The 22,757-nt window shown below is 74.9% G+C and carries 20 protein-coding genes; 8 read left to right on the top strand and 12 right to left on the bottom strand.

Annotation, left to right across the window (positions count from 1 at the left end):
- Window positions 1-81: 81 nt before the first annotated feature.
- Window positions 82-1,419: a four-carbon acid sugar kinase family protein gene (locus FB457_RS05720; protein ID WP_253911132.1), complete on the bottom strand. Its 1,338-nt coding sequence runs from the start codon at window positions 1,417-1,419 to the stop codon at window positions 82-84.
- Window positions 1,420-1,427: 8 nt separating this feature from the next.
- Window positions 1,428-2,915: a GntP family permease gene (locus FB457_RS05715; protein ID WP_253911133.1), complete on the bottom strand. Its 1,488-nt coding sequence runs from the start codon at window positions 2,913-2,915 to the stop codon at window positions 1,428-1,430.
- Window positions 2,916-3,156: 241 nt separating this feature from the next.
- Between FB457_RS05715 and FB457_RS05710 the strand changes: the two genes are divergently transcribed.
- The 5 genes from FB457_RS05710 (at window position 3,157) to FB457_RS35885 (ending at window position 6,474) form a co-directional block, all read left to right on the top strand.
- On the top strand, window positions 3,157-4,473 hold the full coding sequence (locus tag FB457_RS05710; RefSeq protein ID WP_047014588.1) for an ROK family transcriptional regulator: 1,317 nt from the start codon (window positions 3,157-3,159) through the stop codon (window positions 4,471-4,473).
- Between the two features lie 163 nt (window positions 4,474-4,636).
- Window positions 4,637-5,224 (top strand): N-acetylmuramoyl-L-alanine amidase, encoded by a 588-nt coding sequence (locus tag FB457_RS05705; RefSeq protein WP_047014589.1) that lies wholly within the window; start codon window positions 4,637-4,639, stop codon window positions 5,222-5,224.
- Window positions 5,225-5,330: 106 nt separating this feature from the next.
- Window positions 5,331-5,591 (top strand): hypothetical protein, encoded by a 261-nt coding sequence (locus FB457_RS35110; RefSeq protein ID WP_186461943.1) that lies wholly within the window; start codon window positions 5,331-5,333, stop codon window positions 5,589-5,591.
- Window positions 5,592-5,614: 23 nt separating this feature from the next.
- On the top strand, window positions 5,615-6,145 hold the full coding sequence (locus tag FB457_RS35890) for a hypothetical protein (protein ID WP_486588930.1): 531 nt from the start codon (window positions 5,615-5,617) through the stop codon (window positions 6,143-6,145).
- Window positions 6,142-6,474, top strand: coding sequence for a hypothetical protein (locus tag FB457_RS35885; protein WP_052770213.1), 333 nt, complete (start codon window positions 6,142-6,144; stop codon window positions 6,472-6,474). The genes FB457_RS35890 and FB457_RS35885 overlap by 4 nt, the downstream gene beginning before the upstream one ends.
- 144 nt (window positions 6,475-6,618) lie before the next feature.
- Here FB457_RS35885 and FB457_RS05690 read toward each other — a convergent pair whose 3' ends face one another.
- The 8 genes from FB457_RS05690 to FB457_RS05655 form a co-directional block, all read right to left on the bottom strand.
- Window positions 6,619-7,419: an IclR family transcriptional regulator gene (locus FB457_RS05690; protein ID WP_047014590.1), complete on the bottom strand. Its 801-nt coding sequence runs from the start codon at window positions 7,417-7,419 to the stop codon at window positions 6,619-6,621.
- Window positions 7,420-7,524: 105 nt separating this feature from the next.
- The gene (locus FB457_RS05685; RefSeq protein WP_145781035.1) at window positions 7,525-8,586 is read right to left on the bottom strand and encodes a substrate-binding domain-containing protein; all 1,062 of its coding nucleotides are present in this window, start codon (window positions 8,584-8,586) and stop codon (window positions 7,525-7,527) included.
- On the bottom strand, window positions 8,583-9,836 hold the full coding sequence (locus FB457_RS05680; RefSeq protein WP_047014592.1) for an ROK family protein: 1,254 nt from the start codon (window positions 9,834-9,836) through the stop codon (window positions 8,583-8,585). Before FB457_RS05680 ends, FB457_RS05685 begins: the two co-directional genes overlap by 4 nt.
- Window positions 9,833-11,545 (bottom strand): class I mannose-6-phosphate isomerase, encoded by a 1,713-nt coding sequence (locus tag FB457_RS05675; RefSeq protein WP_047014593.1) that lies wholly within the window; start codon window positions 11,543-11,545, stop codon window positions 9,833-9,835. Before FB457_RS05675 ends, FB457_RS05680 begins: the two co-directional genes overlap by 4 nt.
- A gap of 21 nt (window positions 11,546-11,566) precedes the next feature.
- Complete coding sequence (locus tag FB457_RS05670; RefSeq protein WP_145781033.1) at window positions 11,567-14,809, bottom strand: glycoside hydrolase family 38 N-terminal domain-containing protein; 3,243 nt, start codon at window positions 14,807-14,809, stop codon at window positions 11,567-11,569.
- A 101-nt stretch (window positions 14,810-14,910) separates the two neighbouring features.
- Complete coding sequence (locus FB457_RS05665) at window positions 14,911-15,723, bottom strand: carbohydrate ABC transporter permease (protein WP_047014595.1); 813 nt, start codon at window positions 15,721-15,723, stop codon at window positions 14,911-14,913.
- A 14-nt stretch (window positions 15,724-15,737) separates the two neighbouring features.
- The gene (locus FB457_RS05660; RefSeq protein WP_047014596.1) at window positions 15,738-16,706 is read right to left on the bottom strand and encodes a carbohydrate ABC transporter permease; all 969 of its coding nucleotides are present in this window, start codon (window positions 16,704-16,706) and stop codon (window positions 15,738-15,740) included.
- On the bottom strand, window positions 16,703-18,052 hold the full coding sequence (locus FB457_RS05655) for an extracellular solute-binding protein (RefSeq protein WP_145781031.1): 1,350 nt from the start codon (window positions 18,050-18,052) through the stop codon (window positions 16,703-16,705). The genes FB457_RS05660 and FB457_RS05655 overlap by 4 nt, the downstream gene beginning before the upstream one ends.
- 296 nt (window positions 18,053-18,348) lie before the next feature.
- Between FB457_RS05655 and FB457_RS05650 the strand changes: the two genes are divergently transcribed.
- Window positions 18,349-19,548: an anhydro-N-acetylmuramic acid kinase gene (locus FB457_RS05650; protein WP_047014598.1), complete on the top strand. Its 1,200-nt coding sequence runs from the start codon at window positions 18,349-18,351 to the stop codon at window positions 19,546-19,548.
- A gap of 14 nt (window positions 19,549-19,562) precedes the next feature.
- Here FB457_RS05650 and FB457_RS05645 read toward each other — a convergent pair whose 3' ends face one another.
- Both FB457_RS05645 and FB457_RS05640 read right to left on the bottom strand, forming a co-directional pair.
- Window positions 19,563-20,234, bottom strand: a complete 672-nt coding sequence (locus FB457_RS05645; RefSeq protein ID WP_047014599.1) for a hypothetical protein — start codon at window positions 20,232-20,234, stop codon at window positions 19,563-19,565.
- Window positions 20,231-21,079 carry an ATP-binding cassette domain-containing protein gene (locus FB457_RS05640; RefSeq protein ID WP_186461930.1) on the bottom strand — a complete coding sequence of 283 codons (849 nt, stop codon included), beginning with the start codon at window positions 21,077-21,079 and terminating at the stop codon, window positions 20,231-20,233. Before FB457_RS05640 ends, FB457_RS05645 begins: the two co-directional genes overlap by 4 nt.
- A gap of 135 nt (window positions 21,080-21,214) precedes the next feature.
- On the opposite strand from FB457_RS05640, the gene FB457_RS05635 reads away from it, so the two are divergent.
- Together FB457_RS05635 and FB457_RS05630 are read left to right on the top strand one after the other, a co-directional pair.
- Window positions 21,215-22,027 carry an SAM-dependent methyltransferase gene (locus FB457_RS05635; RefSeq protein WP_047014601.1) on the top strand — a complete coding sequence of 271 codons (813 nt, stop codon included), beginning with the start codon at window positions 21,215-21,217 and terminating at the stop codon, window positions 22,025-22,027.
- A complete protein-coding gene (locus tag FB457_RS05630; RefSeq protein ID WP_047014602.1) occupies window positions 22,024-22,752 on the top strand; it encodes a haloacid dehalogenase type II in 729 nt (242 codons plus the stop codon). The genes FB457_RS05635 and FB457_RS05630 overlap by 4 nt, the downstream gene beginning before the upstream one ends.
- The last annotated feature ends 5 nt before the right edge of the window (window positions 22,753-22,757 follow it).

The raw sequence follows: 22,757 nt of genomic DNA, 5'->3' as shown, positions 1-22,757 counted from the left end.
TCGGCCCGAAGTCCTCGGGCCGGTCGGTCTGCACGGGCGTCACGGGTTCACAGTGTCCTCGGGGTGGCCGGCTTCACGGGGTCAACGTCTCCCGGCGGCCGGAACGTGCCGCCGGGCGGCGGCAGCGGCGCGGCGCAGATGGGCGACGCAGGCGACGGTGGTGTCGGCGCCGCCGATCAGGCCGCCCTTGGTGACGACCGGGAGGCCGGCCCAGTCGCCGCCGACGAAGCCGCCGGCGACCGCCAGCGGCTCCAACTCGTCCTCGACGTCGAGCCCGGCCGCCCCGAGCGCGGCGAAGAGGGCGGCGGAGACGTCGCCGCCGGTGGCGAAGAGACCATCGACGGGCTGCCGTTCCAGGGCGGTACGGACCGTGCGGGCCAGCTCCGCCGGCAGCCGCGCCGCGTCCGCGGGGTCGAGGGCGACGACGTCGGCGTCCTCCAGCACGGTCGCGAGCAGCACCACCTCGCCCGGGCCCGCGGCGGCCAGCTCCGCCGCCAGCGCCTCGGCGGTGGCGGCGGGCTCGGGGACGGGCGAGCCGGGAGCGGTGACGGGGCGGACGACGCGCACGGGCTCGACAGCCCGCAGCCGCGCGAGCTGGGCGCGGGTCAGCGCGGTGGCGGAGCCCGAGACGGCGAGCACCGGGAAGCCCGCGGCGCGGCCGGTGATGCCGAGCGCGCGGGCCAGCGCCACGGAGCCGGGCCCGGAGTCGACGCCGGTCCACACGATCTCGCCGCCGCCGGCGGCGACGGCCGCCGCGGCCGTGCGCTCCAGGTGCTCCACGGTCAGCGCGTCGGCGACGACCACCTCCGCGCCCTCGGCGACGACCTTGTCCAGATGGGCCTGGAGCGTCCCGGCCTCGGCGGTGACCACCGACAGCGGCACGCGGGCGATCCGCAGGTCCGCCTGGCGGCGCAGCAGCTCCGCGATGTCCGAGGTCGGCACGGGCGAGCGCGGGTCGCGCGCCAGCTCCGTCTCCTCCAGCCGGACGCCGTCGAGGAGTTGGGTGCCCTGCACGGTGTGCCGGCCCGCCTCGGGGTGGGCCGGTGCGCACAGGGCCACGGCCCGCCGGCCGGAGGCCGCGCGCACGGCCGCCAGCAGGGCTTCGGTGGAGGCGCCGACGTTGCCGCGGAGGGTGGAGTCGACGCGGTTGCTGACCAGTTCGGCCGGCCAGCCGGCCCGTACGGCGCCGGTCACCCGGCGCGCCGCCTCGGCGGGCGGGCAGTGCCGGCTGTCGGTGCTGACCACCACGGCGTCGAACCGCTCCGCGAGCCCGGCGAGGACGTCCGGACCCTGGTCGGCGCCGACGGTCACGGCGCGCAGCCCGGCCCGGGCGAAGCCCGCCGCCGTGGCGTTCGCGCCCGTCAGGTCGTCCGCGGCCACCAGCACGGCCGCTCGCCGGCCGGCCGGACGCGCCCTCACCGGCCCGCTCATATGAACGTGCTCGCGACCAGCAGCAGCGGCAGGGAGCCGAGCCACACGGCGGTGGTGATGCCCGACCAGCCGCGGATGGCCGCGATCCCGTCGAGACCGGTGAAGCGGGTGACGACCCAGAAGTAGGAGTCGTTGAAGTAGCTGAAGACCATCGAGCCGGCACAGCAGGCCAGGGCGGCAAGCAGCGCGGATATCCCGAGGCCGTCGATGAGGGGTGCGGTGACGGAAGCGGCGGTGATCATCGCCACCGTGCCGGAGCCCTGGGCGACCCGCACCAGCGAGGCGATGAGGAACGGCACCAGCACGCCCGGCAGGCTCCAGGACGAGATGGCCTCGGCCAGCTCGTCGCCCACGCCGGTGTCGCGCAGCACCTGGCCGAGGGCACCGCCCGCGCCGGTGATGAGGATGATGAGCCCGGCGGACGCGGCCGCCTCGGAGAGCCAGCCGCCGACCTGGGAACGGGTCGTCCAGCGGGGCAGCAGCACGTAGACCGCGAGCACGATGCCGATGAGGAGCGCCACGACGGGGCTGCCGATGAAGGCCAGGGCCTTCGGGAGGGCCGAGGGCTCGTAGTCGTCGGAGCCGACCGCGCCCTGGCGGTTCTGGTCGATGGCGGAGGCCACGGTGTTGGCGATGATGAGCAGCAGCGGCACCAGCAGCGGCAGCGTGGCCAGGCCCGGATTCATCCGGTGCGGCTTGGCGCCGGGCGGCGGGGTGCCGAGGGCGGCCGCCGGGTCGCGCTCCGGCTCCGGCTCGTCCGCGAAGTCGTTCTCGGACAGGCCGGCCGGCGCGCCCGCGGAGCCCGGACCGGCGCCGGCGGCGACCGCGGCCTTGCCGTACACGGCCTCGCGGACCTCGTCCGAGACCTCGCTCTCCAGCTTCGGCCCCATCCAGCGCGCGTACGCGATCACGATGGGCAGCAGGACGGCGGAGAAGGCCAGGCCCGCCAGCACCAGCGCGCCCAGCTCGGCGCCGAGGATGCCGGCCACGCCCAGCGGGCCCGGCGTCGGCGGCACCAGGTGGTGGGTGAGCGTCATGCCGCAGCCCAGCGCGAGCGCGAGCGTCACGTAACCTGCGCGCTTCACGCGGGCTATGGAGCGGGCCAGCGGGTTCATGATCACGTAGCCGGAGTCGCAGAAGACCGGGATCGAGACGACCGCGCCGGTCGTGCCCATCGCCCACGGCTCGCGGCCCTTGCCGAACGCCCTGACGAACGCCCTGGCCAGCGCGTCCGCGGCGCCGGAGACCTCCAGGATCTTGCCCAGGCCCACGCCCAGGCCGATCACGATGCCGATGGACCCGAGCGTCGAGCCGAAGCCGGCGGTGATCGAATCGAGGGTTTCCGTGGCGGGCGCGCCCGCGACGAAGCCCGTCACCAGCGAGGCGACGAGCAGTGCGACGAAGGCGTCGAGCCTGGTGCGCAGCACGATGACGATGATCGTGGCGATACCGAGCACGAGCGCCGCCAAGAGCTGAAGATCCACGCCGATCCTCCTCCGACTTTGCTGTGGACGTCCGTTCGGACAGGCACATCATGCACGCGTAACCTGCGCGAAACAAGCAGTACGACCAAGATTTTCTGCGCACTTCGCGCAACTATTGCTGGTGAGCCTGTCCGCCATGCTCCGGTACGGCGCCCCGAGGCCGTAGGGTCGTCGTGCCCGAGCCCGACGTGACGGTCATCACCGCCGTTCACGGCCCGTTCACCGCCTGAAGGAGTCGCCCGTGTCGGCGCCCTCTCCCCGCACGCAGCAGGCGCTGCGGCAGCGGAACCTGTCCCTGGCCCTGCGCGCCGTGGCCGCCGGGGGCCCGCTGTCGCGCGCGGCCGTGGCGGCGCGGATCGGAATGACGCGGGCGGGGGTCGCGGCCGTCGTGGACGAACTGCTGCGGGCAGGGCTACTGGTGGAGCTGGGTCCCGGCCGCCCCGGCACGGTGGGCAGGCCCGGCAGCGCCCTCGCGCTCAACGACCGCGGGCCGTGCGGCCTCGGCGCCGAGATCGGCGTGGACCACCTCGCGGTCTGCGCGGTGGACCTGCGCGGCCGGGTACGGGCCCGGGTCGCCGCCGACGCCGCGAACCGGGACCACCCGCCGGGGCCGGTGCTGGCGCGGCTCGCCGGGCTGATCGAGGAGGTCGTGGCGGAGGTACGGGGCGAGGGCCTGACGCCGACCGGGCTGACGGTCGCCGTCCCGGGTCTCATCGCGCGCGACGAGTCGACCGTCGTACGGGCCCCCAACCTCGGCTGGCAGGGCGTCGACCTCGGCCCGCTCCTCCCGGCCGCCCCGCCCGCCCGCGTCGGCAACGAGGCCAACCTCGGCGCGCTCGCGGAACAGCGCCTGGAACGCACCGCGGCGGAGCCGCCGGGCACCGGCGCGGACGGGGAGCCCGGCCCGGGTCCCGCCCTCGATCCCGGGGACCGGCAGGACGCCGCGCTCCCGGCCGGGGACCACGGCTCCCCCGGGCCCGGACGGAACTTCCTCTTCGTCTCCGCCGAGATCGGCATCGGCGCCGCCGTCGTCATGGACGGCGAACTGCTGCGCGGGGCACACGGGTTCGCCGGGGAACTGGGCCATGTGCCGGTACGCCCCCAGGGCCGGCCGTGCGCCTGCGGCGGACGCGGGTGCCTGGAGCAGTACGCGGGCGAGGAGGCCGTGCTGCGGGCCTCCGGCATCGAGCCGGCGGGGGCCCGCGCCGCACACCCGGGCCCCGGCGCGCGGATCGCCATGCTCGCCGCCCGCGCCGGGGACGGCGACGCCCTGGTGCGGACGGCGCTGCGCGAGGCGGGCGGTGCGCTGGGCATCGCGCTCGCCGGCGCCGTGAACCTCCTCGACCCGGAGACCGTCGTGCTGGGCGGCGCGCTCGCCGGACTCGGGCCCTGGGTGGTGCCCGCGGTCGAACGCGAGCTGGGCCGCCGGCTCGCCGACCCGGCCCGTACCGTACGGCTGACCGTCTCGGCGCTCGGCGCCGAGGGGCCGCTGCTCGGAGCCGCGCTGAGCGAGGTCGACGCCGTCATGGAGGCGCCGGGCGCGGTCACCGCCGGCTGACCGGCGCGCACCGGGCGCCTCCCGCGTACCGCGCCCCCGACCACCGCCTTTGGTACGCCCATTGGCATATCCGGCCATGTCTTGGCAGCGGGCCCGACGTGTCCTCATGATGGTTTCCGGACTGTCATGTACGCGCAAATGTCCCTCCGCTGTCAGGAGCCCCATGGACTTCGCGAACCTCCCCCGCAGGCGGCTCATCCAGGGCGCCGCCGCCACCGCCGCCGCGGCCGGCCTCGGCGGCCTCGCCGCCACCCCCGCGCAGGCGGCGCAGTACCCCCCGACGCACTGGATACCGGCGGACCGGTCCAACTACACGGTCTCCAGCCGCCCGACCGCGTACCCGGTGGACTTCGTGGTCGTGCACGTGACCCAGGAGTACTTCCAGGACGCCGTGGACATCTTCCAGAACCCCAGCCGCGACGTCTCCTCGCACTACCTCATCGCCTCGGCCGACGGCTACATCGCCCAGCTCGTCCGGGAGAAGGACATCGCCTGGCACGCCGGCAACTGGAACTACAACACCCGCAGCATCGGCATCGAGCACGAGGGCTGGGTGGACAAGCCGGCCTGGTTCACGGACGTGATGTACCGGCGGTCGGCACAACTGACCGCGGCGATCTGCACCCGCTACGGCATCCCGCGCACCCGTGACCGCATCATCGGCCACAACGAGGTCCCCGGCGCCACCCACACCGACCCCGGCCCCAACTGGGACTGGACGAAGTACATGGGGCTGGTACGGGCCGCCTGACGCGCGGCGCCGGACCCACGAGCACCCGGTGGGCGGCTCAGGGGTGTTGCCGCTCATCGGGTCCCCTCTTCCGTAAAGGCCAATACACTTCTTGCATACCACTTGCATGATGTGGGAATCTGCCATCGCCTGTGCCCGTACGCTGCTGACGGCGCTGCCGCTCGCGCAGGCCGCGCAGCCGGCGGACGCGGGGCGCGGCGCGGGGGTCCCGGGGGTGGCGGGTTCCGCGGGGAGCCCGGCGGGGTACCGCGTCGCCGAGCGGGGGCGCGGCCTGGTCGTCACGGGCGGGACGTACCGGACGACACCGCGGAGGAGGGCCGCGACGACGGCCTGCCCAACCCCCGCTACCCGGACCCGGATGCGCTGAAGCGGCTCTTCGCGGAGAACGACGTGGCGCTCCTCCTCGGCGCGCGCAACAACTTCAAGGCCGCGCGGGACGACGGCGGCAACCACAACCCGGTCACCGACGCCGGGTTCGTGGAGGAGGCCAGGCGCCAGGGGTATCTGCTGGCCGGCGCGGACGGCGCGCCGGTGAAGGTCACCAGGGCGCAGTTCCCCTCCGGCGCGTCGTACGTGCTGGACGGCCGGAATCCGGAGGCCGTCGACTGGTACGTGGCGCAGACCCGCAAGTGGGGCGTGGACGGCTGGAAGGAGGACACCATGCTCTACAGCCCCGACCTGTGGCGCGACGGCAACTGGAACGCGCTGCTGAAGGCGCTCCACGACGCCGGGGACGCGGTGATGGTGCGCAACACCGCCTATGCGCTGCCCGGTGACTGGGCGCGGATCAACGACACGATCTACGGCACGGGCGCGGTGTACCACGAGGACCCCGACCGGATGCCGGTGAACCTGCTGAACCTCGCCGCCAGCGGCTGTGGATCGACGTCAACACCGGTGAGCGGCACGAGGGTCCGGTGACGCTCACGGACCACCGGGTGGCCAGGGGCGACGTGCCGGCGTTCGTGGGCGGGAAGGGCGTGCTGGTGCGCCGGGCGGAGGCGGGTTCCTCGGCGCGGCTTCTGGCGCAGGTATTCCCGGTGACGCGGGATTCGGTGTACAGCTACGGTGACGGGAAGCGCACGTCGCGGATCGTGAACGCGAACGCCGGCTGGCACCCGAAGTCGTTGAAGGTGCTGGACACGACCACCGGCCGCGCGGTCGGCTTCTCCGTGGACCCCGTCACCGGCGCGGTCGGGTTCCCGCTGCGCGCGGGGCACGACTACCGGCTGGTGGGCGGGAGGTCATGAGCGTGCGCACGTGAGCGGGCGGTCGTCGCCGTCGAGGGTTCGGCCGACGCCGCCGGAGCCCGGTCCCGAGGCCCGCACCCCGGGACCGGGCTCACCTCTGTCCTGGGTACGGAACGGCCGTACCGGCGTGCGGGGAGGGCGGGTTCAGAGCGCGGCGGGGCGGGCGTGGGCGAGGTAGCCGAGGCCGGTGGAGATCTGGTCGGCGTACTCGACGGTCCTGGCGGCGAGCGTGTCCTGGCGGGCGGTCAGGTCCATGGCGGAGAGCGAGCCGGAGACGGACAGCGCGGCGACGACCGCGCCGGAGCGGTCGCGTACGGGCGCGGCGAGGCAGGCGCGGCCGAAGGCCAGCTCCTCGACCTCGGTGGCGTAGCCCCGGGCGCGGGTCTCGGCCAGGGCGTCGAGCAGCCCGGGGAGGCCGGTGATGGTCCTGCGGGTGTACGCGGGGTAGTCGGGGCCCATGAGGTCGCGGACCTCGTCCTCGGCGAGCCCGGAGAGCAGCGCCTTGCCCATGGCGGTGGCGTGCAGCGGGGCGGAGCGGCCGGTGAGGGTGAAGGTCCGCGGGGCGAGGGGGCCTTCGAAGTGGCAGAGGTAGAACATGCGGTCGCCGTGGCGTTCCGCGACGTTGGCGCCGAGGCCGAGTTCGTGGGCGAGGTTCTGGGCGACCTGGCGGGCGGCGCGGTGGACGCTGGACTGGTTGAGCGCGACGCCGGCGAGTTCGACGACCTTGGGGCCGATGCGGTGCAGGCCGCTGCGCTCGTCCCGGACGAGATAGCCGAGCGACTCCAGGGCGGCCACGAGCCGGGAGACGGTGGACTGGCCGAGGCCGCTCAGCTCGACCAGCTCGGCGATGCGGCGCTCCGGCTGCTCGTCGGTGAAGTACGACAGCAGTGACAGGGCGCGCTCCACGCTCTGCGTGCCCGACGCGGTGCCTCCCGTTGCCGCCATCGCGACCTCCGTTCCCGGTCCCGGCCCCCGTTCCCCTGGCGGGAAGATGGCTCATCCAGATAGCGGATGTTACATGGACGGGTGGGTCCGGGTGCGCGGAACCCGTTACGGGTCGGGGGTGCCGTAGGAGACGAGGGTGGTCGGGACCATGGTCCGGCGCTCCGGCGGGGTGGGGGCGGCGTCCACGCGAGGGCCGGCGCCGGCGCGTTCGCCGAGGCGGGCGAGGAGCAGGCGGCCGGCCTCGCGGCCGAGTTCGTCGGTGTCGTACGCGACGAGGGTGAGCGGCAGTCCGAGGGTGTCGGCCATCTCGAAGTCGTCGAACCCGGCGAGGGCGGTGGCGGTGCCGGCCTCGCGGATGGCGCGGAAGGCGCCGATGGTGTTGCGGTTGTTGGAGCAGAAGAGCGCGGTCGGGGGCTCGGGCAGGGCGAGGAGCGCGGCGGTGGCGACGGCGGCCTCCGCGGTCTGCTGCTGCCCCTGCCGTATGTACGTGCCGTCGGCGGGCAGCCCGGCGTCGGCGAGGGCGGCGGTGTAGCCGCGGAGTCGCTCGGTGCCGGTGTACACGGCGGGCGGGGTGCCGAGGAAGCCGATGCGCCGGTGCCCGGCGGCCAGCAGCCGCTCGGTCGCCGCGCGGGCGCCGCCGTAGTCGTCGACGAGGACGTGGTCGGCGGCGAACCCGACGGGCGGCCGGCTCGCCAGCACGACGGGCACGCCCTCGGCCGCGGCGGCGGCCAGGTGCCGCTGGTCGCCGCCGGCGGGGACGGCGACGATGCCGTCGACGCGGCGGGCGACGAGGTCCTCGACGAGGCTGCGTTCGGTGTCGATGTCCTGGCCGGTGTTCCCGATGACGGCCTTCAGGCCGTGCTGGGCGACGACGGCGTCGACGCCGAGGGCGAGGCGGGAGTAGAAGGGGTTGGCGAGGTTGGTGACGACGAGGCCGACGAGCCCGGTGCCGCTGCCGAGGCGGAGGCTGCGGGCGACCTCGTTGCGCCGGTAGCCGAGTTCGGCGACGGCGGCGCGGACGCGGGCGGCGGTGGCGGGCAGCACCTTGGGGTCGTCGCGCAGCACGCGCGAGACCGTCATGGCGCTGACCGCGGCGCGTTCCGCGACGTCCCGCAGCGTGGGCTGCGCGTCCCGCGGAGCGGCCCCGCCGGCGGGCCCCGGCGTCACCCGGCACCCCCGACCGCGGCGGCGGCCCCGATCAGTCCGGCGTCCTCGCCGAGCAGGGCCCGTACCAGCCGCCGGGAACCCGGGGGCGGTTCCGCGGGGCTCTGGGGACGGGTCTCCGCGGGGGTACGGCCCGGCTCCCCGGTGCCGCCGGGACCGCCGGGCGGCAGCGGGCCTCCCGCCGGGCCGCCGGACCGCGGCGAGCGGGCGGGTTCCGGCCGGCCGGGGTCCCCTGCGGCACGTACGCCGTGGACCCCGGTCCCGGCGGCCGGCCGCCAGCCTCCGGCCGTCAGGCCGGTGGTCAGCGGTGGGGCGACCAGGTCCCAGGACTCCGCCATGGAGCCGCCGACGACCAGCGCCGTGGCGCCGAACGCCGCCAGCCGTGGCCCCAGTTCCGCGCCGAGCGCGCCGAACGCCGCGTCGAGGACCCGGCGCGCCCGCTCCTCCCCCGCCCGCGCGCGCTCCGCGATCTCGCGCACGTCGACGGCGGCTTCCGCGCCGGCGGAGGCGAACGCGCCGTCCGCTCCCTCCGGGCGGCGCGGCCGGCCGGAGGCCCCCGCGGCTTCGCCCCCGGGCTCTCCCGGCGGCCCGCCGTACTCCCCCGCCGACCCGGACCCGCTCGCGAAGCCCGGTCCTCCCCCGGAGCCGGTTCCCCCGCACACCGTCCCGCCGCCGGCGCCCGCGGCGACCGAGTACCTGGCGAGGATCGCTCGGCGGGAGACCACCTCCTCCAGCGGTCTGCCGTCGATCCTGGCCAGGTCCATCCGGCCCTCCGGCGGCAGCCCCGGGCCGGTCGTGTGCAGCGTGCCGTCCGCGAGGAACGCCGAGCCGACACCCGTGCCCAGGGTGATGCCCACCGCGCGGGTGTGGCCGCGGGCGGCGCCCGCGGCCCACTCGCCGGCGAGGAAGGCGTGCGCGTCGTTGCGGAAGGCGACGCCCGACGGGCTCCCCGGCAGCCCGTCGAGCAGCGCCGCCCGCACGTCCACCCCGTACAGCGACTCGAACTTGCCGACGCCGGCGAAGAGCGCGACGCCGGTCGCGTAGTCGAAGGGACCCGGCACCGCCACCCCCCACCGCGCGCCCGCCGGCGCCGCCGGCAGGGCGCGGGCGCAGCGCAGGACCGCGCCGAGGATGTCCCCGGCGCGGGCCCGCGCGTCCAGCGGACGCCGCACGCGGGTGGCGACGGCGGCGGCCCGCGGGGAGACCAGCGCGGCGGTGACGTGCGTACCGCCGATCTCCAGGACGGGGATCAACGCTCGGCGGCCTTCCTGACGAGGGCCTTGACGACCCGCACGGGCCCGCCGCCCGCGGTGGCCACGAGCCGGTAGCCGCCGACCGCCGCGGGCACGGTCAGCGTCTCGGCGTACGCCAGCTCGTGGATGTCGCCGGCCGCGGTGTGCACGGTGACGCCGGCGCCCTCGGCCACGTTGAGGACGTGGAAGCGGCCCTCGGTGTCGTCGCCCGCCTCGGCTCCTTCGTCCAGGGTGTACCTCCTGACTTCGTAGAACATCTCGTCGAGCGCGCCGAGCAGTTCCTCCCGCCAGCCGGGGCCCGAGCGCAGTTCGCGCGGGTCCTGCACCAGCTCCCGGGCCACCGCCTCGCCGCGCCGCGCGGTCTCGAGGTTCGCCAGCCCGTGCTCGTACGGCATCGGCCGCGGCCTGCCGTCGGCGCCGGGCCGCAGCCAGTCGTAGAAGCGGAGGCTGTAGAGGTACGGCGTGGCGCTGATCTCCAGGACGAGGTTGCCGGCGCCGCTGGCGTGCGGCGTACCGGCGGGGATCATGAACAACTGCCCCTTCTCGCCCGGGAAGGCCAGCACGTGGTCCTCCGGGTCCATCGGCACCGCGTCGGTGATCGCCTTCTCGATCTCCTTGCGGAACTGCCCGGTGTCGGCGTCCTCGCGCAGCCCGAGGTACACCTTCGTCTCCGCGCTGCCGAGCGTCATGTAGTAGGTCTCGTGCTGGGTGTACGGCCAGCCGAACCGCTCGCGCATGTACGCCTCGCGCGGGTGGCAGTGCAGCGACAGGTTGCCGCCGTCGACGGTGTCGAGGTAGTCGAAGCGGATCGGGAACGAGGTGCCGAACCGCGCGTGCACCTCGGCGCCGAGCACGTCCTCGGGGGCGAGGACGCACATGAGCTGGAACGGCACCTCGGCCTGCGCGTCCGGTCCGGTGCCGATCAGGATGCCGGCCTCGGGGGCGATCAGCTCGTAGCCGAGGGCGGTGTTGGGCGCGTCGGGGGCGAAGCCCAGCTCGCGCTGGGCCCAGTGGCCGCCCCAGGGGGTGGAGTTGAAGTAGGGCCGGGTGCGTACGGGCCGGCGGGCGAGCGCGGCGAGGGTGCCGCGCAGCCCGTCGCCGTCGAGGTGGACGGGGTGGCCGGGGTCCTGGACGTCGAGCCAGCCGTCGATGCGGCGGGCCACCGCGTCGCGGTGGCGGTCGAGCATGGGCCAGTCGACGTAGAACAGCCGCCGGAGGGCGGGTGCTTCGCCGGGCAGGCCCAGGTTGGTGCCGGTGGTGCCGGCGGTGACGGCGGCCTCGGCGTAGCGCTTGGGCACGTCGGCGTACCAGAGCAGGTCGTGCGGTACGACGGCGGCGCCGGGGCCGTAGACCAGCAGCAGCCCGGCGTCGGGGCGGCGCGCCGCGGGCGGGGTGTCGAAGAGGTCGTCGAGGGGGTTCTCGGCGAGCTTGCAGTAGTGCGGGTCGGCGGCGTCCTCGGGCCGCTCGGTGCGGCGTCTGACCTCGTCGGCCGGCGCGTAGTGGCGCCGTACGTCGAGGAGTGCCACGGGGGTGCCGCGGGCGGTGAGCTCGCGCCGGAGCCGGCCGGCGAGGGCGTCCCAGTCCGCGGACGGGGGTCCCTCGACGGCCACTACCGCCGGGCCGTGGGGGAGTTCCGCCGCCACGGCCCGCCAGCCGGTGGTGAGGACGGCCGGCGGGGCGGGTGCGTAGCGCGGGTCGAGCCGGTACACGCAGTCTCCTTCGGATGTGGTTCAGCGGCGCCGGAAGAGCACCGCGGTCGTGCCGAGGGTGGGGAGGTCGACGGTGACCTCCCCGTCCGTTACCGGCAGGTCGTCTCCCGGGCGGCCGAGGTAGTCGGCGAGCCCGGCCCCGGTGACGGGGAAGAGGGCGCGTACGGGACAGGCCACGGGCTCCTCGGCGAAGGACTGCAGCCGCAGCAGCACGGCGCCTTCGCCGGCTTCGCCACCGGGGGTGGTGGCGCCGACGAGCCGCACCCGCGGGTCGCCGACCTCGGCGAACGCCAGCCCGTCGGTGACCTCGGGGCCCTCGGCGTGCGGGGCGCGGGCCCGTACGGCGTGCAGCGGGCGGCTGAGTCCCGCGGCGGTGCGGGCGCCGAGGGAGCCGTGCGGGGCGGCGGCGTCCGTACCGCAGGCGAGGCTGTAGCGGAAGGTGAACTCGAAGCCCTGCTCGCTGGGGAAGTTGGTGTCCCACAGGTTGTTGTGGATCCAGGAGAAGACGGTGGCGGGCTCGTCCTCGCCCATCGTCTTCGGGAACGGCGCATACGGCAGCGCGATGTTCCCGACTTGTACCAGCGGCGCGTCCTGGGTGGCCCAGGCGACGGCGAGCCCGTCGTCGGCGAGCGTCACCCAGCGGCGTACGGCCCGCATGTGCCGCGCGGAGCCGGGGATGACGGACAGGCCGGTGCCGGTGGCGCCGCCGGTGGCCTCCATCCGCACGGTGGGCGCCTCGAAGGCGAAGGGGAACGCGAAGTAGGCGCTCTCCTTGCCGGGGGTGGCGTCCTTGTCGACGCGGTTCTCGATGTCGAGGCGGGCGGCGCCGTGCGGCAGCGTGAGCGTCGTGCGCACCCGGTTGGCGCCGGCGGGGCGGGTCTCGTAGGTGAGGGTCTCGCCGGTGGCGGTGGACGTGCGCGCGATGAGCGCGGCGGGCGGGGCGACGGAGCGGTTGCCGAGGTGCTCCAGGCGCTCGGAGGCGGTGGTGCGGCTGGAGTTGTGGTTGAAGCCGCCGGCGGTGGTGTAGCTGTCGTGGATGTAGGCGTTGAAGCCGGCGGCTGCGCCCGCATCGGCGCCGCGGACCAGTTCGCGTCCCGTGGTCTTGTCGACGACGGAGGCGATGCAGGCGCGGGCGAGGTCGACGCGGACCGCGAGGTGCTCGTTCTCCAGCAGCGTGGGGTCGGCCTGGGCGTGCGCGGCGGCGGCGGTCTCCGCGGGGTCCTCCTTCTCGGTGCCGCCGGTGGGGTTCCAGCCGGTGGCGGCCTTCAGGACGGTGCCCTCGCCGTCGGCGGCCCCGTCGCCGGCGCCTTCGGCGACGACGTCGAGGCGTACGGAGCCGGCGGGCGGCACGTCGGCGACGCACACCAGCAGGAACCGGCCCGCGTCCCGGTGGTCGTCGTTCACCTGCGCCTGCTCCTCGTGCCGCAGCTTCTCGCCGGTGCGGGCGTCGCGGACGGCGACGCGCTGCTCCAGCGGCACGCTGCTCTCCGGCAGGAAGATCCGCACGACGTCGGTGCGGGCCCAGGAGCAGGTGTTGACGACGTGGTACGACACGGCGTCGGGCGCGCCGGCGAGCCGCTGGCCGAGGCGGGCGCGGGCCCGGTCGAGGAGCGAGTTGCCGTCGTCGTACGCGCGCAGCGCCTGCCCGTACTTCCAGTGCCACTGCTCCTCGCCGCTGTGGCCGCCGTGGTCGCCGTGGGTCCAGGGGTCGCCGGCGCCCCAGGTGTGCTCGTCGAAGAGCGACACGGCCTCGTAGACGGGGGCCGCGTCCCGGCTGTCGTCGGCGGCGCCCGTGGCGCCCAGGATGCCGGCGAAGGTGCCGAGGGTCTGCGCGTCGGCGACGGTGGCCTGCGCGGTGCGGGCCAGGGAGAGCGGGCGGGCGCCGGAGCCGACGCCGTCGACCCACCAGTCGGTCCAGTCGCCCTCGAAGGTGCGGATCTCGTCGCCGAGGCGGGCCTCGGCGTCGGTGAAGAAGTCCTCGTTGCGGGAGAGCCGGAGCTGCGGGTAGGCCCAGGTCTCGTTCCAGCGGCGGACGGTGTCGGCGATGATCCGCCGCGGCGGCGCGTTGTCGCCGAACTTGCCCTGCACGCGCAGGTGCAGGATGTCCCACGGGTATGGCTCGCGCTTGACGTCGGCCTGGTCCATGGCCCAGCCGAAGATCCCGCCGCGGTACGGGTACGGGTTGCTGGCCAGCGACGTCAGATAGGCGGGCAGCAGGTCGTCGACGCTGTCGTAGTCGGTGTCGAAGCCGAGCAGCGGGCCCTCCATGTAGGCCAGGCCGTGCGGGGTGTCGGTGACCCAGACGAGGATGCTGTTGCCGCTGGGCGCGCGCCACCGGAAGAGCCGGGGCAGCTTCTCGCCGCCGACGAGGTGGGGCACGGACCGGCCGGCCCAGTTGTGCGCCACGGACAGGTACCTGACGCCGGCGGCGGCGAGCGCGTCCACGAGGCCGACGACGGCGCCGGGTACGTCGGTCTGCATCGCGGAGGTGAACTCGACGCCGTGCTCGTCGCGCACCTCGTCGGCGAGCCGCAGCAGTTCGTGCAGCTCGTCGGTGGAGCAGGTCTCGGTGTGGAGGTTGAACGGCATGGCGGTCAGCTCGATGCGGCCCTCGCGGACGCGCCGTACGAACTCCTCGACCTGCTCGGCGGGGCGCGCGTCGGCCCACTGCCGGAAGGACCACAGGGACTCCACGCACCAGCGGAACCGGGACTCGGCGGGCCAGTCGTCGGTGGCGCGGGTCAGCTCCAGGCAGGAGTCGAGGAAGGACAGGTGCTCGGCGAGGACGCGGCCCTGGGGGTCGGTGTAGCCGATGTCGAGGTGGGAGTGGTGGACGAGGTGGAGGGTCCACTGCCGCTGCGGGGTGAGGGTCAGGACGATGCCGGCGTCGGCCCCGGCATCGGGGTCGGCGGCCAGGCCGACGGTGACGCGGGTGGCGGTGTCGACGGCGGGCAGCAGCAGGCGTACGGACCCGCCGGGGCCCGCTTCCGGCACGGCGGGCAGCGCCGTGCCGGACTCGGTGCGTACGACGAAGGCGGTGGAGGAACCGGCGGCCAGTTCGGCGGGCAGAGGGCCGCCGGTGGCCTCGACGCGCAGGCTCTGCAGCAGCCCGCCGCCCTCGGCGTGCTTGAGCAGCGGCTCCTGGGTGAGGCGCAGGGCGGTGCCGGCGAGGCTGCCCTCGGCGCTGACGACGCTGCCGCGCAGGCTGTCGCGGATGCGGTCGTTGTCCCAGTCGGTGGTCTTGACGAGGGCCCGAGTGGTCATGCGGCGGTCTCCGTACTCTCCCGCGGCGGCGCGGGCGGTGAAGCGGGCGGGTTCGTGGGCCGGGCGGGGGCCGGCGGGCGGATGGGTCGGCGGGCGGGCGGTCAGCGGGCGGATGCGGTGATGCCGCGCAGGAAGAGGCCGCGGAACACCAGGAACACCAGCAGCGTGGGCAGCGAGACGATGAACGCGCCGGCGAGGATCACCGGCGGCCCGGCCGAGCTGTACGCCTGGTTGAGGGAGTTGAGGGCGGCCATCACCGGCTGGATCTCGGGGCTGCGGCTGAGCGTGATGCCGAACAGCAGGTCGTTCCAGACGGCGGTGAACTGGAAGATGAACGCGGCGCCCAGCCCGGAGCGCATCAGCGGCACGTGGATGCGCCAGAAGATGCGGCGCATGGACGCGCCGTCGAGCATCGCGGCCTCGGTGATCTCCGGTGGCATCGTCGTCATCTGGTTGCGGATGAGGAAGAACGCGAAGGGGATGGCCCAGGCCGCGTAGACGAGCATCAGGCCCAGGCGGGTGTCGTAGAGGTTGGCGTCGGCGTACATGCCGAAGAGCGGGGCCAGGAACATCTGCAGCGGGAACAGCGTCCCGGAGAAGATCGCCCAGAACCACAGGGCGGGCCGGGGTATCGGCAGCACGATGACGGCGAACGCGGCCATCGCCGCGACCACCACGGCCACCGCGCCGCAGACGACGGCGTACAGCATCGAGCTGGCGAAGCCGTCGCCGATGCCGGCGTCGACCCAGGCGGTCTTGAGGTTGTCGAAGATCGCGAAGCCCTGCGGGGTCCAGTCGACGGAGCCCGTGTACTCCTCGGCGGGGGTGAGGGCGTTGACGATCAGCAGGTAGAGCGGCAGCAGCCAGAGCAGCACGCAGCCGGCGACGAAGAGGTTGCGCATGTGGCGTCCCATGTCGGTGTCTCCTCTCAGTCCTTGGCACCGGGCATCTGGCGGCGGAGGTACAGCCAGGAGGAAGCGACGACGATCACGGAGAGCACGAGCGCGATGGCGGAGCCGTACCCGACGTGGAAGAGGCGGAACGCCTCGCGGTACATGGTCAGCGCCAGCGTCTCGGAGCTGCGCGAGGGGCCGCCCTGGGTGAGGACCCAGATCATGTCGAACGCCTTGAGGCTGTTGACGATCGCCATGCCGACGACCACGACCGTCACGGCGCGCAACTGCGGCAGCGTGATGTGGCGGAACATCCGCCAGCCGGTGGCGCCGTCCAGCTCGGCGGCCTCGATCGTCTCGCGCGGGATGGCGCGCAGGCCGATGGCGAAGAGGACCACGTTCAGTCCCGTGGCCTGCCAGGTGCTGGCGACGATCATCGAGAGGGTGTTCTGCGGCCACTCCAGCAGCCAGCTCTGCGCCCAGGAGTCGAGGCCGACGCCGCGCAGGATCTCGTTGACCGCGCCGTCGGTGGTGAGCATGAAGCGCCACAGCGCGGCGGTGGCGGCGCCGGAGATCGCGAACGGCAGCACGATGACGAGCTGGGCGAGGCCGCCGAAGCGGCGCATCCGGTGGGTGGCCACCGCGATGGCGAGGCCGGCGACGACGGGCAGCAGCAGGGTGCCGGCGACCCACATGAAGGTGTTGAGCAGCGAGCGGCCGAAGATCGGGTCCTCGGCGAGCCGGGTGTAGTTGTCGACGCCGGTGAAGCTGCTGGTGAAGCCGTTGTCCTCGAAGAAGCTGCCGTAGATGCTGCGGAGGAAGGGATAGAGGAGCAGCACGCCGACGAGGGCGAGCGCGGGCAGCGCCCAGGGGACGCCGGCGAACGGTCCTCCCAGGCGGCGGGTGGACGTGTTCCTCGCGGCCTGGTGCGGGGTGCGCACGGGTATGCGGCGGCGGACGCGTACGGGCTTGGCGGCGTCCGCCGTGCCCACGGTGTCGGTCATGACTTCTCCGCCTCCCGCCACACCTTCCACGCCTCGTCGGCGCGCTCCTGCATGGTCCGCAGCCCGCTGCGGTACGAGTGCGGATCGATGAGCATGCCCGCGAGGTCGTCCACGGTGGACTCGACGAGTTCGGGCGGGCCCTGTTCCCAGAACCGGTTGAGCAGCCACAGGTCCTTCGACTGGCGGGTGATGCCCTCGATGACCGCGTTGGCCGGCTCGACCTTCGGGTTGGGGCTGCCGTCGGAGAGGCCGTGGGCGAAGGCGGTGGCGACCTCGGGGTGCAGCCAGCCGCCGGCGGCCTTCAGCGCCTCCTCCTTGTCCGGGCCCTTGACCGTGACCGCGAAGGCACTGGACTCGAAGATCACGCAGGGGCGCGCCGCCGGGTCGGCCATGGGCAGGACGAAGGCGTCGACGGTCTTGCCGGGCTTGGCACCGGCACCGGCGAAGACTCCGCCCAGCCACGTGCCGCAGGCGACCATCCCGATGTCGCCGTGGACGACGGCGGCGGCGGCGTTGTTGTGGTCCACGTCCATGCTGGTGAACCAGTTCTTGTCGAAGAAGCCGGCGATCGTGCGCAGCGCCCGTTCGGCGCGCGGGTCGGTGTAGCGCTCGCGCCCGTTCATCAGGTCGTCGTAGAACTGGGGATCCTGACGGCTCAGGATCTCCTGGAACCAGATGAACGCGGGCCAGCGGCCGGCCGTGGTGCCGTGCAGCGGGGTGATGCCGTTGTCCTTCAGCCGGGTGCAGGCGGTGAGGAAGTCGTCCCAGGTCTCGGGCTTCCCCAGGCGGTGCTCCGCGAAGACCTCGGGGTTGTAGAAGATCACCCAGTAGGCGAGGTTCATCGGCAGCCCGTAGACACGTCCGCCGTAGGTGAACGCCTCGCGCAGCGAGGGGTCGACCCAGCCCTGGGACTCGGCGGACTCCCACTGCTTGGACAGATCCTCGATGCCGCCGGTGCGCGCGAGGTCGCGCAGCCGGTAGCCGGACCAGTACTTGAGCAGGTCGGGGGTCTTGTTCGTGCGGAGCGAGGACTTGACGATCTGCTCGAAGGACTCGAGGGACGGGATGACCTCGGGGACGAGCTGCAGTCCTGCGGTGGCCTTGAGCGCCTTCCCGGCTGCCTGCAGCGGCGCCTCCCAGGTGGCGTTGTCGCCGTGGATGGCGACCTTTCCCGGGCCCTGCCCCGCGGCGCTGCCGCAGGCGGCGGCCAGTCCTCCGGTGGCGGAGGCGGCCGCTCCGGCCGCGGAGACCCGGAGCAGGGTACGGCGGTCGAAGCGGCCGGGGCGGGGGATGGTCGTGCGGGGGTCGGCGGGTGGTGGGGGGATCGGCGGATGACGACCTGACATCGGGCGGCTCCCTTGGTCGCTCGTGTTATCGTTAACACGCAGTGGAGAGAGCTTGACGGCCGACTGCGGCCGACGTCAATGGGCTTGCAGTGAAATTTCAGCAGACGGCCTGACAAGTCGGGCCGCGCCTCTTCTTGCGGCGGAATGCCCGAAATGTATAGTTCTGGCCCAGCGGGGTAGCAGGCCCGTCGCCGTGCCTCTGCGCAAGGACGGCCCCCGGCCGCCGGGCCTGCGACCTCCACGCCGCCGCCGTACGCCGCCCGCACCCCCGTGAACGCGCCGACGACAATGGCCCGATGACCCACCCGCACCCCGCCCCCGCGCTCACCGTCGTCGGCCTGCTCAGCGGCACCTCGTACGACGCAGCGGACGCCGCCGTCTGCGACCTGCGCCTGGCCGGCGACGAACTGCTCCTGCACCCCCGCGGCCTGCACAGCGCCCCGTTCCCCGGCGAGCTGCGCCGCGCCGTCGCCGCCTGCCTGCCCCCGGCCGCGACGACGATGGCGGAGGTCTGCCGGCTCGACACCGAACTGGGCCGGTTCTTCGGCCGGGTGGCCGCCGAGGCGGTCGACGCGGTCGCGGGCGGGCAGGCGGACCTCGTGGTCTCGCACGGCCAGACCGTCTACCACTGGGTCGAGGGCCGGCGCGCCCGCGGCACCCTCCAGCTCGGCGGCGCCGCCTGGATCGCCGAGGCGACCGGGCTGCCGGTGGTCTCCGACGTCCGCACCCGAGACATCGCCCGTGGCGGCCAGGGCGCCCCGCTGGCCTCCACCCTCGACGCGCTGCTCCTCCTCGGCGAAGGTCCGGGACCGCGGCGCGGGGCGCTGAACCTCGGCGGCATCGCCAACATCACCGTCCGCGGCGGCGGCGGGGTCGTCGCGTACGACCTGGGCCCCGCCAACGCGCTCATCGACGCGGCCGTGGCCGACGGCACCGGCGGCGCGGAGACCATGGACACCGACGGCGCGCGGGCGCGGCGCGGCACGGTGGACCGGGAGCTGCTGCGCCGGCTGCTGGCCGAGCCGTACTACGCGCTGCCGGCGCCCAAGTCGACGGGCAAGGAGCTCTTCCACGGGGCGTACCTGCGCGAGCAGGTGGCCGCGGCGGGTGCGAGGGCCGCGCTGGACGACCTGGTGGCCACCGTCACGGAGCTCACCGCGGAGCTGGCCGCGGCGGCGTGCCGGGAGTACGGGGTCGAGGAGCTGGTCGTCTCCGGCGGCGGGGTGCGCAACCCGGCGCTGATGGCGCGGCTGGCGGAGCTGTGCGCGCCGGCGCGGGTGTCGCGGATGGAGGACCACGGGCTGTCGTCGCAGGGCAAGGAGGGGTATCTCTTCGCGCTGCTGGGCTTTCTGACGGTATGCGGGCTGCCGGCGTCCGTCCCGTCGGCGACGGGCGCGCGCGAGGCGGCGCTGCTGGGCTCGGTCACCCCGGGCGCCCGGCCGCTGCGGCTGCCGGAGCCGGCGGCGCAGGCGCCGGTGCGGCTGCGGGTGGTGTGAGGGCCGGCGGCCGGTCAGCGCCGGGCGCTCAGCGCCGCCGCCAGTGCCGCGGTCACCGCCGCCGCAACGGCGGCGCCCGCCAGGGGCAGCAGCGGCAGCGGCACCTCCGCCGCGCGGGAGCCGCTGACCAGGCCGGTCACCGCGGCGTTGGCCGGCGAGCCGGCCGCCACCAGCACCGCCCCCGCGCCGGCGAGCGTCGCCGGCACCGTCCAGGCCCGGCTGCGCAGCAGCGGCCGGTTGCAGAGCGTGCCCACCGCCGTCCCCAGCAGCGCGCAGGTCAGCGTCGCGAGCAGCCCCGCGCCCGCCGCCGCCGCGACCGGGACGGCGGTCTCCGAGGCCCGGTCGGAGCCGTGCGCGTCGCTGACGAGCACGACGTAGGCCACGCCCGCCGCACCCAGCGCGGACGCCGCCGCGAACGCCGCGGCCAGGCTTGCCAGATGGGCCCGCGCCGGGCCCGCGGCCGCGGCCAGGCAGGCCCGTGCGGCGGGCGGCTCCATGCCGGTGCAGACCCGCACCAGCCACGCGGCGACCGGCAGCACCGCCGCCGCGGCCACCCCGAGCGAGTCCAGCACCGCCTGCCCGGGCTGGACGCCGACGGCCACGGCCGCCGCGTACACCAGCAGGGGCGGCAGCCAGCGGTGCGACCCGGCGAGCAGGGCGAGTTGGTAGCGCACGAGCGCGGTCACGGCGCCGGGTCCTCCTCCCGCGCGTACGGCAGAGGGCGCACGCCGCGGATGTGCCAGCCGGGGCGTGCGCCGAGCAGCACCCGCAGCAGGGCGTCGGAGTACGCGGCGGGCACCGTCAGCCGGCAGCCGCCGCCGGGCAGTTCCTCGCAGAGCGGCGCCCCCGGCAGGTCGCCGGGCACGCGCGCGCCCGCCGGCCCGACCGCCTCGACCACCACCGCCGGGGCTCCGCCCGCGGGCCGGGCGACGACCCGCCCGCCGCCGGCGCGGTAGGCGGCGTACGGCACGTCCGCCAGCCGCCGCGGGTCGTGGTCGACGAACACCACCGCCCCGCCCGCCGCCAGCCGCTCGGCCACCGCCGCGTCCAGCTCCGCCCGCGCGCCCGTGTCCAGCCCGGTCCACGCCTCGTCGAGCACCAGCAGCTCCGGCTCCGCGAGGAACGCCTGCGCCACCGCGACCTTCTGGCCGCCGCCCTTCGACAGTTCGTCCAGCGGCGTACGCGCCGACTCTCCCGCCCCGAACCGCTCCAGCCACTCCCCCGCCCGCCGCCGCGCCTCGGCACCGCGGAGCCCCTGCACCCGGCCCAGGTGCGTCAGGTAGCCGAGCGCCGTCAGCGGCAGGGCGGCGGGGAAGCGCTCCGGCACGTACGCCGTGCGCGCGGGGCGGTCGGCGACGCGCCCGGCGCTGGGCAGGTCGATGCCGGCCAGCAGCCGCAGCAGCGTCGACTTGCCGCCGCCGTTGGCCCCTTCGACGCGTACGAGCGCGCCCGCCGGCACCCGCAGGTCGACCCCGCGCAGCACCCAGGGGCCGCGTCTGCCGTAGCGCCGCCCGACGCCGTCCAGCCTCATGGACCCGGATGATCCCACGGCCGCGCCCGCGGCGACCGCACTGACGTGCGTCCGGGTGGCCGGATCGCTTACCGTGCACGGGCCGTTGGACTACTTTGTGTGGCTTCAAGCACGACTGCTGGTGGGAGAGATCTGATGGGGGACGCAGATGACGGCGGAAGAGCGCCGGTGATAGACACCACCGTGCCGCAGTCGGCGCGTATCTGGAACTTCTGGCTCGGCGGCAGCGACAACTACCGTGTCGACCGGCTTGCTGGCGAGGCCTACGTGCGGACCTCGCCCGCCATCGTCGACGTCGCCCGCGCCTCCCGGGCCTTCCTCGCCCGCACCCTGCGCTACCTCGCGGCCGAGGCCGGGATCGGCCAGTTCCTCGACGTCGGCACCGGGCTGCCGACGGCCCAGAACACGCACGAGGTGGCGCAGGCGGTGGACCCGTCGGCGCGGGTCGTCTACGTCGACAACGACCCGATGGTCCTCGCGCACGCACGCGCCCTGCTGGTCTCCCGGCCGACCGGGGTGTGCGACTACGTGAACGCCGACGTGCAGGACCCGGACGCGGTGCTGGCGAGCGCGGCGAAGACGCTGGATTTCGACGAGCCGGTGGGGCTGATCCTCAGCGGGATCCTGGGGCACGTCGCGGACTACGACGAGGCGCGCCGGATCGTGACGCGGCTGGTCGGCGCGCTGCCCGCGGGCAGCCATCTGGCGCTCAACGACGGTACGGGCGTGGTGCGCCCGGAGGCCAGACGGGCGCAGGACGCGTACAACAGGAGCGGCGCGGTGCCGTACGTGCTGCGCACGCCGGAGGAGATAGAAGGTTTCTTCACGGGCCTGGAGCTGGTGGCGCCCGGTGTCGTGTCGTGCCCGCGGTGGCGGCCGGACGGCGGCGGGGAGCCGGAGCCGCTCGACCTCTTCGGCGGCGTGGGACGGAAGGCGGGAAGCGCGTGACGGGAGCGGAGTTCGATCCGGGGTCGGTACGGGCCCTCGCGTTCGACATCTTCGGCACCACCGTCGACTGGCGCACGGGCGTCGCGGAGCAGGTGGCGCGCCTGGCGGCGCGGCGCGGCGTGGAGCTGGACGGCGCCGGCTTCGCCGACGAGTGGCGGGAGATGTACCTGCCGTCGATGGGCCGGGTCAACAGCGGCGAGCGGGGGTGGGCGTATCTCGACGTGCTGCACCGCGAGTCGCTGGACGAGCTGCTCGAACGCCACGGCGTCGGCGCCGCCTTCGGCGACGCCGACCGCGCCGAGCTGGTACGCGCCTGGCACCGGCTGCCCGCCTGGGACGACGCGGCCGCGGGTCTGACGCGGCTGCGCGGCCGGTATGTGGTGGCGGCGCTCTCCAACGGCGGCTTCGCACTGCTGACCCACCTGGTGAAGGCGGCGGGGCTGCCGTTCGACTGCATCCTCTCCGCCGAGCTGGCGCAGCACTACAAGCCGGACCCGTCGCCGTATCTGACGGCCGCGCGGCTGCTGGACGTGGCGCCGGGCGAACTGCTGATGGTGGCGTGCCACGGCTGGGACCTGGCGGGCGCGCGCGACGCGGGGCTCAGGACGGCGTTCGTCTCCCGCCCGCTGGAGAAGGGTCCGGGAGGCGGGGCGGACGCGGACGTGCCGGCCGATGTCGCGGCGCGGGACTTCACCCTCCTGGCCGACCTGCTGGGCTGTCCGTAACGGCG

The sequence above is a fragment of the Streptomyces sp. CNZ287 genome, assembly GCF_007827615.1.
Note: the sequence above shows the minus strand (reverse complement) of the source record. Positions and strands in the feature narration are given on the sequence as shown.

Coding starts and splice junctions, on each gene's coding strand:
- FB457_RS05665 (WP_047014595.1), bottom strand. CDS start 15,723: ATGGGACGCCACATGCGCAACCTCTTCGTCGCCGGCTGCGTGCTGCTC.
- FB457_RS05655 (WP_145781031.1), bottom strand. CDS start 18,052: ATGTCAGGTCGTCATCCGCCGATCCCCCCACCACCCGCCGACCCCCGC.
- FB457_RS05640 (WP_186461930.1), bottom strand. CDS start 21,079: ATGAGGCTGGACGGCGTCGGGCGGCGCTACGGCAGACGCGGCCCCTGG.
- FB457_RS05705 (WP_047014589.1), top strand. CDS start 4,637: ATGGACTTCGCGAACCTCCCCCGCAGGCGGCTCATCCAGGGCGCCGCC.
- FB457_RS05670 (WP_145781033.1), bottom strand. CDS start 14,809: ATGACCACTCGGGCCCTCGTCAAGACCACCGACTGGGACAACGACCGC.
- FB457_RS05690 (WP_047014590.1), bottom strand. CDS start 7,419: ATGGCGGCAACGGGAGGCACCGCGTCGGGCACGCAGAGCGTGGAGCGC.
- FB457_RS35110 (WP_186461943.1), top strand. CDS start 5,331: ATGATGTGGGAATCTGCCATCGCCTGTGCCCGTACGCTGCTGACGGCG.
- FB457_RS05650 (WP_047014598.1), top strand. CDS start 18,349: ATGACCCACCCGCACCCCGCCCCCGCGCTCACCGTCGTCGGCCTGCTC.
- FB457_RS05660 (WP_047014596.1), bottom strand. CDS start 16,706: ATGACCGACACCGTGGGCACGGCGGACGCCGCCAAGCCCGTACGCGTC.
- FB457_RS05635 (WP_047014601.1), top strand. CDS start 21,215: ATGGGGGACGCAGATGACGGCGGAAGAGCGCCGGTGATAGACACCACC.